The organism is Moorena sp. SIO3B2, assembly GCF_010692525.1.
Lineage (GTDB): Bacteria > Cyanobacteriota > Cyanobacteriia > Cyanobacteriales > Coleofasciculaceae > Moorena > Moorena producens.
Map to the genome: position 1 here is coordinate 1 of NZ_JAAHHE010000249.1, position 8,932 is coordinate 8,932.

General features: G+C 45.5%; 16 protein-coding genes and 1 pseudogene. 12 read left to right on the forward strand and 5 right to left on the reverse strand.

From position 1 onward, the window contains the following. The 5 genes from F6K38_RS29765 to F6K38_RS29785 form a co-directional block, all read left to right on the forward strand. Window positions 1–2,237 (forward strand): transglycosylase domain-containing protein (locus F6K38_RS29765; protein ID WP_287358687.1); only part of this gene is annotated, 2,237 nt, incomplete at its 5' end. Next, window positions 2,238–2,426: a hypothetical protein gene (locus F6K38_RS29770; protein ID WP_287253729.1), complete on the forward strand. Its 189-nt coding sequence runs from the start codon at window positions 2,238–2,240 to the stop codon at window positions 2,424–2,426. A gap of 185 nt (window positions 2,427–2,611) precedes the next feature. After that, complete coding sequence (gene psb35, locus F6K38_RS29775) at window positions 2,612–2,806, forward strand: photosystem II assembly protein Psb35 (protein ID WP_044493155.1); 195 nt, start codon at window positions 2,612–2,614, stop codon at window positions 2,804–2,806. 161 nt (window positions 2,807–2,967) lie between these two features. Next, window positions 2,968–3,978 (forward strand): glutathione S-transferase family protein, encoded by a 1,011-nt coding sequence (locus tag F6K38_RS29780; RefSeq protein WP_008184227.1) that lies wholly within the window; start codon window positions 2,968–2,970, stop codon window positions 3,976–3,978. Window positions 3,979–4,113: 135 nt separating this feature from the next. Then, entirely contained in the window at window positions 4,114–4,326 is a 213-nt protein-coding gene (locus tag F6K38_RS29785; RefSeq protein ID WP_131827153.1) for a hypothetical protein, read from the forward strand. Here F6K38_RS29785 and F6K38_RS29790 read toward each other — a convergent pair. Next, window positions 4,323–4,763 carry a hypothetical protein gene (locus tag F6K38_RS29790; protein ID WP_287253727.1) on the reverse strand — a complete coding sequence of 147 codons (441 nt, stop codon included), beginning with the start codon at window positions 4,761–4,763 and terminating at the stop codon, window positions 4,323–4,325. The genes F6K38_RS29785 and F6K38_RS29790 overlap by 4 nt on opposite strands. A 2-nt stretch (window positions 4,764–4,765) precedes the next feature. Continuing rightward, the gene (locus F6K38_RS29795) at window positions 4,766–4,930 is read right to left on the reverse strand and encodes a hypothetical protein (protein ID WP_287358690.1); all 165 of its coding nucleotides are present in this window, start codon (window positions 4,928–4,930) and stop codon (window positions 4,766–4,768) included. Window positions 4,931–5,001: 71 nt separating this feature from the next. On the opposite strand from F6K38_RS29795, the gene F6K38_RS29800 reads away from it, so the two are divergent. From F6K38_RS29800 to F6K38_RS29830, 7 genes are all read left to right on the forward strand, one after another. Beyond that, window positions 5,002–5,256, forward strand: a complete 255-nt coding sequence (locus F6K38_RS29800) for a hypothetical protein (protein ID WP_158026631.1) — start codon at window positions 5,002–5,004, stop codon at window positions 5,254–5,256. A gap of 103 nt (window positions 5,257–5,359) precedes the next feature. Beyond that, complete coding sequence (locus tag F6K38_RS29805) at window positions 5,360–5,650, forward strand: hypothetical protein (RefSeq protein ID WP_271968685.1); 291 nt, start codon at window positions 5,360–5,362, stop codon at window positions 5,648–5,650. 226 nt (window positions 5,651–5,876) lie between these two features. Then, window positions 5,877–6,272 carry a hypothetical protein gene (locus F6K38_RS29810; protein WP_083373870.1) on the forward strand — a complete coding sequence of 132 codons (396 nt, stop codon included), beginning with the start codon at window positions 5,877–5,879 and terminating at the stop codon, window positions 6,270–6,272. A gap of 65 nt (window positions 6,273–6,337) precedes the next feature. Further along, window positions 6,338–6,643, forward strand: a complete 306-nt coding sequence (locus F6K38_RS29815; protein ID WP_071105798.1) for a hypothetical protein — start codon at window positions 6,338–6,340, stop codon at window positions 6,641–6,643. 221 nt (window positions 6,644–6,864) lie between these two features. Further along, on the forward strand, window positions 6,865–7,089 hold the full coding sequence (locus F6K38_RS29820; protein ID WP_071107965.1) for a type II toxin-antitoxin system HicB family antitoxin: 225 nt from the start codon (window positions 6,865–6,867) through the stop codon (window positions 7,087–7,089). Continuing rightward, on the forward strand, window positions 7,086–7,265 hold the full coding sequence (locus tag F6K38_RS29825; protein ID WP_071105799.1) for a type II toxin-antitoxin system HicA family toxin: 180 nt from the start codon (window positions 7,086–7,088) through the stop codon (window positions 7,263–7,265). The genes F6K38_RS29820 and F6K38_RS29825 overlap by 4 nt, the downstream gene beginning before the upstream one ends. Then, a complete protein-coding gene (locus F6K38_RS29830; protein WP_158026632.1) occupies window positions 7,255–7,419 on the forward strand; it encodes a hypothetical protein in 165 nt (54 codons plus the stop codon). Before F6K38_RS29825 ends, F6K38_RS29830 begins: the two co-directional genes overlap by 11 nt. A 21-nt stretch (window positions 7,420–7,440) precedes the next feature. Here F6K38_RS29830 and F6K38_RS29835 read toward each other — a convergent pair whose 3' ends face one another. From F6K38_RS29835 to F6K38_RS44480, 3 genes and pseudogenes are all read right to left on the reverse strand, one after another. Then, window positions 7,441–7,830, reverse strand: a complete 390-nt coding sequence (locus F6K38_RS29835) for a type II toxin-antitoxin system VapC family toxin (RefSeq protein WP_071105800.1) — start codon at window positions 7,828–7,830, stop codon at window positions 7,441–7,443. Beyond that, complete coding sequence (locus F6K38_RS29840; RefSeq protein WP_287358693.1) at window positions 7,817–8,080, reverse strand: AbrB/MazE/SpoVT family DNA-binding domain-containing protein; 264 nt, start codon at window positions 8,078–8,080, stop codon at window positions 7,817–7,819. The genes F6K38_RS29835 and F6K38_RS29840 overlap by 14 nt, the downstream gene beginning before the upstream one ends. Window positions 8,081–8,441: 361 nt before the next feature. After that, a pseudogene (locus F6K38_RS44480) lies at window positions 8,442–8,813 on the reverse strand (DUF5615 family PIN-like protein). Between the last annotated feature and the right edge of the window lie 119 nt (window positions 8,814–8,932).

Sequence of the window (8,932 nt, forward strand, 5' to 3'; positions counted from 1 at the left end):
AGCTAGAAAGCTCTCTGCCAGATTCTACTAAGGATGTCTTGACCTATGTTCGAGATGGCACCATCACGATTAAAGCTGCCGACAGCACTATTATCCAGCAAATTGGGCCAGCTAGCCATGAGACCCTCAAGATTTGGGAAATACCCGAAACCCTGATGGAAGCCTTCATTGCTATTGAAGACCAACGCTTTAAAGAGCATAAAGGGGTAGATTCCCAGGGTATTCTCCGTGCTACTGTGGCTAACCTCAAAGCTGGGGGAGTAGTAGAAGGTGGTAGCACGATTACCCAGCAACTCGCTAGAATTGTCTACTTTGATCACGAACGCAGCATCGTACGCAAACTCAAAGAAATGCGCATGGCGCAGAAAATTGAGCAGGATTTGAGCAAAGATCAAATCCTGGAGCGCTATTTAAACTTAGTCTATTTGGGTTCCGGTGCTTACGGGATTGCTGATGCGGCTTGGGTCTATTTTAGTAAACCCGTAAAAGACCTGACCTTGGGAGAAATGGCAACACTGGCGGGATTACCCCCAGCTCCTAGTGTTTACTCGCCATTGTTGGAGGGCAAAATCAATAGCTCTAGGCAAAAAGCAGCCAAAGAACGTCGTGATGTAGTATTGCAGCGGATGTTGGAAAATGGGTACATCTCCCAGGCTGAAGCCGACAAAGCCATGGCCGAGCCCCTGAGTATTAAGGCAAGCCAACCGAAGCGACTGGAGCGTAAAGCGTTCTATTTCACGGAATATATTCAACAAGAATTGCCCAAATACGTTTCCAAAGAAGTACTGGGTAAGAAAGGGCTGACCATTGAAACTACAATTAATTTAGAGTGGCAAGATGCCGCTGAAACTGCTGTCCAAAAGACCATGAAAACCTATGGTCGTTACCAGCGGTTTGGACAAGCTGCACTAGTTGCCGTGGATCCCCGCAATGGTCAGATCAAAGCCATGGTCGGGGGTAAGGATTTTAATGACCTAGATAGCAATAATTACCTCAATCGGGTCACCCAAGCTCAGCGTCAGCCTGGTTCTACATTCAAAACATTCGTGTATGCCGCAGCACTAGCAACAGGGATGTCTCCCTATAAAGGCTACATGGATGCGGGGTATATAGTAGATGGTTACGAACCTAAAAACTACAGTGAGAGATTCCGGGGTTCGATCTCAGTGCGGGATGCCCTGATTTCTTCGGTGAATGTGGTAGCCGTCAAAACCCTAGTGGATGTGGGCTGGGAGCCGATTATCAAGCTGGCTCAAAAAATGGGGATTAAATCCAAACTCCATCCCACCTACTCCCTCGCCCTAGGAGCATCTGAGGTAAACCTGTTAGAACTCACCAGTTCCTATGGCACCTTAGCCGCCCAAGGCATTCACCACGATGCTCATGGAATTCGCCGCATTATTGACCAGCACGGTAACGTGATTTACGACCACAAACTCGAGGGTGAGCGAGCTATTGATGCAGAAACAGCAGCCATTGTGACCTGGATGCTCAGGGGTGTGGTTACCGGGGGTACCGGGACAGCGGCTCAAATTGGACGACCAGCAGTTGGCAAAACCGGCACTACGGATGATGCCCGTGACCTCTGGTTTGTGGGCTATATTCCCCAATTAGTAGCTGGGGTTTGGTTAGGTAATGATGATAACAAGCCTACCAGAGGGTCTAGTGCAACTGCTGCTGCCACCTGGCGTCGGTTCATGTTGGAGGTAATCGAAGACTTAGACCGTGAGTCCTTTACTGAGCGCCCCAGGAAGTTATCAGGTCGGGAAGCTACCATTGAAGCTCAGCCGATTAAACCCAAACGAGTTATTAACAAAAAATTTGTTCCCACTACCGTTACCGCTTCCACAACTCGGTCAAGGAGAAGAACTAGTTCAAGACGAGGTAGTTCAACTAGAAGAGCCAGTTCTACACGGCGGCGTAGTAGTCGGGTCAGGGTGTCTAGGAAGAACTCTCAACCCAAACGGTATTACCGTCGCAAAGCTACAACTAAACGGTCTTATCCCCGTAAAAGTACCACCAGACGCTATACGCCTAGAAACACTGCCCCGAGACGACGGTCAGCACCAGCCAAGCGCAGGTATGCACCAGCACCAGCAAGGCGCAGACCAGCACCAGCACGAGCAAGGCGCAGGCCAGCACCAGCACCCAGAGTTGCTCCCAAACCGGTGGCTCGTCCTAAGCCTCAACGCAGGCCAGCAGGAGGTCCGTTAGCTCCCCCAGCAGCTAGAAAGTAGGTGCTGTTAGCCGTCAGCGGTCAGCGGTCAGCGGTCAGCCATCAGCGGTCAGCGGTCAGCCATCAGCGGTCAGCGGTCAGCGGTCAGCGGTCAGCGGTCAGCGGTCAGCGGTCAGCGGTCAGCCATCAGCCGTGGGCTTTTGGCCCACGCTGCGCGAACAGCTTTGTGGCACAGGCTTCGACCCTGTGACCTAAGCCATAAGCTGAAAGCTGAAAGCTGATAGCTCAATACTGAAAGCTGAAAGCTGATAGCTGAAAGCTGATAGCTGATAGCTGATAGCTGATGGCTGAAAGCTGATAGCTGATAGCTTAAGCTATCGAAGCCATCAGGCTGGATGGTACGATAACGGAAATACCAGAAAATCTAAACCGGCTATGTATGTATTGATGGAAGCAGGCAGTTTTCCCTTGTGGTTTACCCTAGTGTATGTTGTGGGTTTTGTGGCAGCAGTTGTGATTGGCTCCATTGCCTGGTACAACTCTAAACGTCCTGCTGGTTGGGAAGGGTCAGAAACTCCTAATTGGGTACCAAAGATCGATTCAGAGGATAATTCTAAGGGAGAGAGCTAGCTAAACCGGAGTAATTTGGTTGGGAAAACCAGAAGATTTGACTGAAAAAGAGCCCTGACTTCAACACGGTAAGTTAGGGTTCTTTTTCAGCACTACTAGGGTAATCAGGCCACTGGTCAGAATTTGTTGGTATCTTAGAGATGTCTTACTAAATTCCGATCATGACCGGAGCTGCTGAAACTAAGAAAAAAGGCAAGTCACTCCCGCCAACACTAATCATCAGGTTGGGAAAGTTTGTCTGGACAACTCTCTGGCAAATGATGATGTCGAAGCTGGCTCCACGGAATAATTCTGGAGAGTACATTCGCCCTGCCAGCGAGTTTAGGAATTTTATTGGGACAGAAGCAGAGAATCCTTACCAACCGGAAGCAGGACGCTACTGTCTTTATGTAGGACTCGGTTGTCCTTGGGCCCACCGCACTCTAGTGGTAAGGGCACTCAAAGGACTCCAAGACTCAATACCGGTATTCATTGCCTCTCCTTCTTCCAATCAGGGGATTTGGGTATTTAATCAGCAGCAGGAAGGCTGCGACACGCTTCCTGAGCTTTACGAGCTGGCAAAAACAGGCTACAACGGTCGTTGCACAGTTCCAGTGCTGTGGGATAAACAGAGCAAAACCATTGTCAACAATGAGAGTGCAGAAATTATAGTAATCCTGAACTCACAGTTCAATGAGTTCGCTACTAATCCTACCCTAGACCTTTATCCAGAGGAACTGAAGGAAACCATTGATGTGTGGAATGAGACTATCTACCACGCTGTGAATAATGGAGTCTATCGCTGCGGTTTTGCCCAGACCCAAGAGGCTTATGAGAAAGCTTGCGATCAGCTATTCACAACCTTGGATAAGATTGATCGAGCCTTGGAGACCAGTAGATACCTGTGTGGGGATAGGGTAACCCTGGCAGATGTGCGTCTATTTACTACTCTGTTCCGTTTTGATGTGGTTTATTATGGATTGTTCAAGTGCAACCGTTTCAGAATTCAGGACTACAATAACTTAGGCCCCTACCTCCGTGACTTGTATCAGCTTCCCGGAGTTGCTGATACTTGTAGCTTAGAGGATGTCAAGCGGGATTACTACGGCAATCTGTTCCCCCTCAATCCAGGTGGAATTATTCCCAGTGGCCCTGATTTGGCTAGCCTCCTTAAACCTCATGGTCGGGAATAGGGAGTAGGGAGTAGGGAGTAGGGAGTAGGGAATCGGGAGTAGGGAATCGGGAATCAGGAATAGTGCGATGCTCCAAAAGAGCCGCTACGCGAACGCATCCAATTTAATCCACACGATAGGGTACCTAAATGAATTGTGATAATTTTTGTTACCTACTCCCTACTCCCGGGTGCATCTCAATGCATGAAATTAGGCAAAAATTCTAATAAAATTCCCACACTCCCCACACTTTCCACACTTCCCTTCTTTTTTACAAATATGAGATGCACCCCGACTCCCGACTCCCGATTCCCGATTCCCGATTCCCGATTCCCGACTCCCGATTCCCGATTCCCTATTCCCTTTTAATACTTAAAAGGATATAATTTTTTTACAGATTGCCGAGATAGAACAACAATCGTTAAAATTCCAATAAGTGTGCCAAATGGTCTGAACCAGCAGAGTAGGCAAGCTATCATAAACGAAAACCAATAATTCTTGCTTTTTCTGAGCATATATCCAGAGAGAATGATAGCAAAAGCAAAGATTTCTCCAAGGATGAAAAGTATGGCACCAGAAATGACTAGCAAATAGCCAGGCAAGTCCGATGAGACATTTCGTGATAACTTAAACCACTCTGACAACTCTCCTGATAAGTCTGCAGGAATTGAGTCAGTTGCGCCAATCATGAACAGACCAAAAGGGATATACAACATTAGTATAAACAGGGAGTAAAATCCGCAAAATCCCCCAAACATGTAGTGAGTCCATGATAAGATAGTTAACTGCTTTTTAGGATTTCTCATAACTAGAAATTAGTCGAATTCCCAAACTTCCCAAACTGTCCCAACTTAGCACACCTCCCATACTTCCCTTCAAGACTCTCTAGGTGAGCAAAAGCCTTAGTATGATGAATGGCGGCATTTCGATTCAATGCCACAAATTTTCCTAGTTTAACTCCCTGCGTCATCACAGAAAACTCAAGAACTGTTTTACCTTCACCATTTTTCTTAGCTCCACGCTCCGGCTCAGGAGATTTTTCTAGTGCGATGCTCCTTTGGTCACGCTACGCGAACGCATTTTGTCCGGTGGCCATTGGCGCTTTGGAAGCGATTGACCTTGGCCTTTGGGCCACGCTACGCGAATGGTCACGCGGGGCGCGATTGGCCTTGGCCTTTGGGCCATGCTACGCGAATGGCCACGCGGGGCGCGATTGACCTTTGGTCACGCTACGCGAACGCATTTTGTAGGGTGGGCATTGCTGGTTTCCAACCCCAAATCCTGCCGGAATTAACCTGAGCAATGCCCACCAACCTTCAATCATGATTTTAATCAGTAGGCATTTTGTAGGGTGGGCATTGCTGGTTTCCAACCCCAAATCCTGCCGGAATTAACCTGAGCAATGCCCACCAACCAGGGGATCTCGGCCTTCAATTTTGATTTTCATCCGCAATGCCCACCCAAAGATTCGATTCCCGATTCCCGATTCCCGATTCCCGATTATAATTGGGTATTGGTGGGCATTGCCTATTTAATTGTTCGCCGTTCAATCATGATTTTAATCAGCAATGCCCACCCTACGATTTTTGGTATTGGTGGGCATTGCCTATTTAATTGTTCGCCGTTCAATCATGATTTTAATCAGCAATGCCCACCCTACGATGTTTATATTAATAAACCCAAATTACCTTAAAAAAATGATTGTTTTTATCTATAAAATCCCAAACTAGTCAATTTCTTAAGATTGTAAAAAAATATTAAATATTAAAATAACTCTTGACTTTTTCCAAGATATTAGTAATAATAAAAATGTCCGTTATTTCGATACGATTCTTGGACAAAAAGCCGCGCTTATAGCTTGCCACCTGGAAGCGCGGCTTATACCCCCAAGCAAACACTATGTTTGAGGTAATTCCATCATGCCAAAAAAACGCTCGAATGATCATCTGATTAAGTGTCAGCGAGCCCTAGACCGCCTTGCCCAAATTGCCCAGAGCCAATCCACAAGGCCACTTTCAATGCCTCGTGCCATCACTGAGCGAGAGCGAATCTTGATCAACCTATACAGCTTCTGCCGACTATCCATGACTCCCCAGGCGTTTTATTGGAAATGGCAAGTTAACCAAGAAGACATTGCTCAAATCTGCTGCCGCTCAACTTACGCTGTTAACACCTGGCTCGCTCAAGGTTCTCGCTATAAATCTCCTTCTTCTGATTCCTTATATCATTTGGCCTTAATGGATTTTTTGTTAGAAAATTTTGAAGCCATTCCAAAAGAGTTATTGAATCAACTCTGCTCAAAAGTTGAAGGTTGAAAGTTATTTGGTTGAAGGTTTTATTTCATAATTAAAAATTAATAATTTTGTAGGGTGGGCATTGCTTGAAACGAACTCCAAACCCTGCCCAAATTCATCTGAGCAATGCCCACCAAGCAGGGTACCCATTGCTGGTTTATAACCCCCAATCCTATCCGAATTCACCATTGCTTTACCCACCCAAAGATTTAAAGGTATTGGTGGGCATTGCCCATTTAATTGCTTGGGGTTCAATCATGACCAAGCTCAGCAATGCCCACCCTACGATTCTCCCGACTCCCGACTTGGTGGGCATTGACCATTTAATTGCTCGGGGTTCAATCATGATCAAGCTCAGCAATGCCCACCCTACGATTCTCCCTAAATTCTAAATTCTAAAATAATGATTCTTGGGTATTGGTGGGCATTGCCCATTTAATTTATTCCTAAACAATTTTGATATTGCACAGCAATGCCCACCCTACGATTATCTATTCCCTCTTCTCTCTTCCCTGTTCCCTGTTCCCTGTTCCCTGTTCCCTAAAATTCAAAAATTGTGTACCTCATAGCTATGATAATTGCTATGATTAATAAACCATCTAAGGAGATTTTTATGAACGCAGACTTAACCGCCATCATTGAGGCAGCAACAGAAGGAGGATATTGGGCGATTTGTCCTGAAATCCCTGGTGCAAATGGTCAAGGAGAAACGGTTGAAGAAGCCAAAGAAAGCTTGAAAAATGCCATTCAACTGATTTTTGAAGATCGTTTAGCTGATATTCGTCGAGGACTACCCAAAGAAGCGATCGAGGATACAATTTCTATTTCCATTCCATGAAACGTAAAGAATTAGAAAAAAAGTTACGGAAGGCGGGTTGCTATCTTAAGCGAGAAGGCTCTTCTCATTCTCTTTGGATTAATCCTCAAACTGGAGTTACTGAAGCTGTACCACGACATACAGAAATCAAAGAATTTTTGGCACACAAAATCCTCAAAAACTTAAATGCCCAATAGTGCGATGCTCCTTTGGAGCCGCTATGCGATCGCATTTTGTAGTGCGTACGCTGATCTTGTCCGGTGGGCATTGGTGGGCATTGCCCATTTAATTTATCGCCGTTCAATTTTGTTCTTTCAACAGCAATGCCCACCCTACGATTCTCCCGACTAAATTCGCGCATTCGCGCATTCTTTAGAGCTTATCTACCCGAGATTGGGTTAACCCTTGAGCTTTTTTAGCAAATTTCTGATCAAAGGTGTAAAACTCTGAACAATGCTGACTCAGGGCTAAATGAAAGGCATCAGCAAAATCTAAACCATTTTCATGCCATTGGATAACTTGAGCCATCAAGCTAGGGTTGGCAAGACGAACATTGGGTAAACCAAAAAGATTTCTCAACCCTTGACAGATAGCGGCGGGTTTGAACTTATAAGCAAAACGCAAAACCCATTCCGTTTCTAGAATTACCGTATCTGCAATAAAAACCTCTTGCTTCCTGAAAATCTCTACACTCTTGTTGAACTGTAACTGATCATCCTGAGTCAATAGCCGAACAACCACATTCGTATCAACAGCGATCATGCCATAACTCCTCTATCCCTTGCCGAATCGCCTCATCCATATCCTCAAGACTTTTAGGAGTTCCGTCATACTTTAAACAACCAGCCACTTGATTTAATAGTGTTTCTGGAAAAGGGTTTTTCGGTTTTAAAAGAATCCCATCTCCCGTATCAATCGCGATTAACTCAAGACCTGCTTCCCAGTCATGAGCATCTCGCAGAGACTTAGGAATAATAACTTGACCTTGACTCAACAATTTTGTCGTTTCCATAACCTAAGCATTCAGGGGTCAGCTGTCAGCCGTGAGCCTTGGGCCCACGCTACACCGAACAGCTTAACATAAACTTTTTCTCTTGATCCTACACAAGCAATGCCCACCAAGTTGACTAGGATATAAGGGCATTGGTGGGCATTGCCCATTTAATTTATCGGCGAACAATTTTGATCTTCCCCAGCAATGCCCACCCTACAACTATCCTTAACAACAATGGTATCATCTCAGTTGAGCAATGCCCACCAAGTTGACTAGGATATAAGGGCATTGGTGGGCATTGCCCATTTAATTTATCGGCGAACAATTTTGATCTTCCCCAGCAATGCCCACCCTACGATTATCCTTAACAACAATGGTATCATCTTAGTTTGGACAAAGGTAGATTAATAATTTGATCTTGATATTCGTCCTCAAAAGATGCCTCAGCAATCAAAATTAATTCATCAAGGGTTTGACCAATGCTGAAATTATGATTAAGAATCAAAATTCCAGGTATATGACGACCTTGGGCAAGGTGATCTGCTAGATGTACTGGCATAGTGCTGCGGTTATTTGTTACAAGTACGAAGTCATTTTATTCACACCAGCAGAGAATGTCTGGATCGAGGGTTCTTTTGGGGGGAGCATCCGAACCACCAACTACCAACACCACTAAGTCTGGTTTGTACAGTCGCAGTTGAGTTTGATAGATATGATCAACATTTTCATCCAGTAGATACTTAATGGTCATTTCCCTTCTTGATCGCTTCTCGTTCAGCCTTGAGTTGCATCAGCTTGACCACAACTGGGGAAGGATTTTGCTGCTGTTGTTCTAGCATTTTACGACCATGGTCTAACCAATTAGTCAGA

Coding starts and splice junctions, on each gene's coding strand:
- psb35 (WP_044493155.1), top strand. CDS start 2,612: ATGTATGTATTGATGGAAGCAGGCAGTTTTCCCTTGTGGTTTACCCTA.
- F6K38_RS29780 (WP_008184227.1), top strand. CDS start 2,968: ATGACCGGAGCTGCTGAAACTAAGAAAAAAGGCAAGTCACTCCCGCCA.
- F6K38_RS29790 (WP_287253727.1), bottom strand. CDS start 4,763: ATGAGAAATCCTAAAAAGCAGTTAACTATCTTATCATGGACTCACTAC.
- F6K38_RS29805 (WP_271968685.1), top strand. CDS start 5,360: ATGCCCACCAACCAGGGGATCTCGGCCTTCAATTTTGATTTTCATCCG.
- F6K38_RS29810 (WP_083373870.1), top strand. CDS start 5,877: ATGCCAAAAAAACGCTCGAATGATCATCTGATTAAGTGTCAGCGAGCC.
- F6K38_RS29820 (WP_071107965.1), top strand. CDS start 6,865: ATGAACGCAGACTTAACCGCCATCATTGAGGCAGCAACAGAAGGAGGA.
- F6K38_RS29825 (WP_071105799.1), top strand. CDS start 7,086: ATGAAACGTAAAGAATTAGAAAAAAAGTTACGGAAGGCGGGTTGCTAT.
- F6K38_RS29830 (WP_158026632.1), top strand. CDS start 7,255: ATGCCCAATAGTGCGATGCTCCTTTGGAGCCGCTATGCGATCGCATTT.
- F6K38_RS29835 (WP_071105800.1), bottom strand. CDS start 7,830: ATGATCGCTGTTGATACGAATGTGGTTGTTCGGCTATTGACTCAGGAT.
- F6K38_RS29840 (WP_287358693.1), bottom strand. CDS start 8,080: ATGGAAACGACAAAATTGTTGAGTCAAGGTCAAGTTATTATTCCTAAG.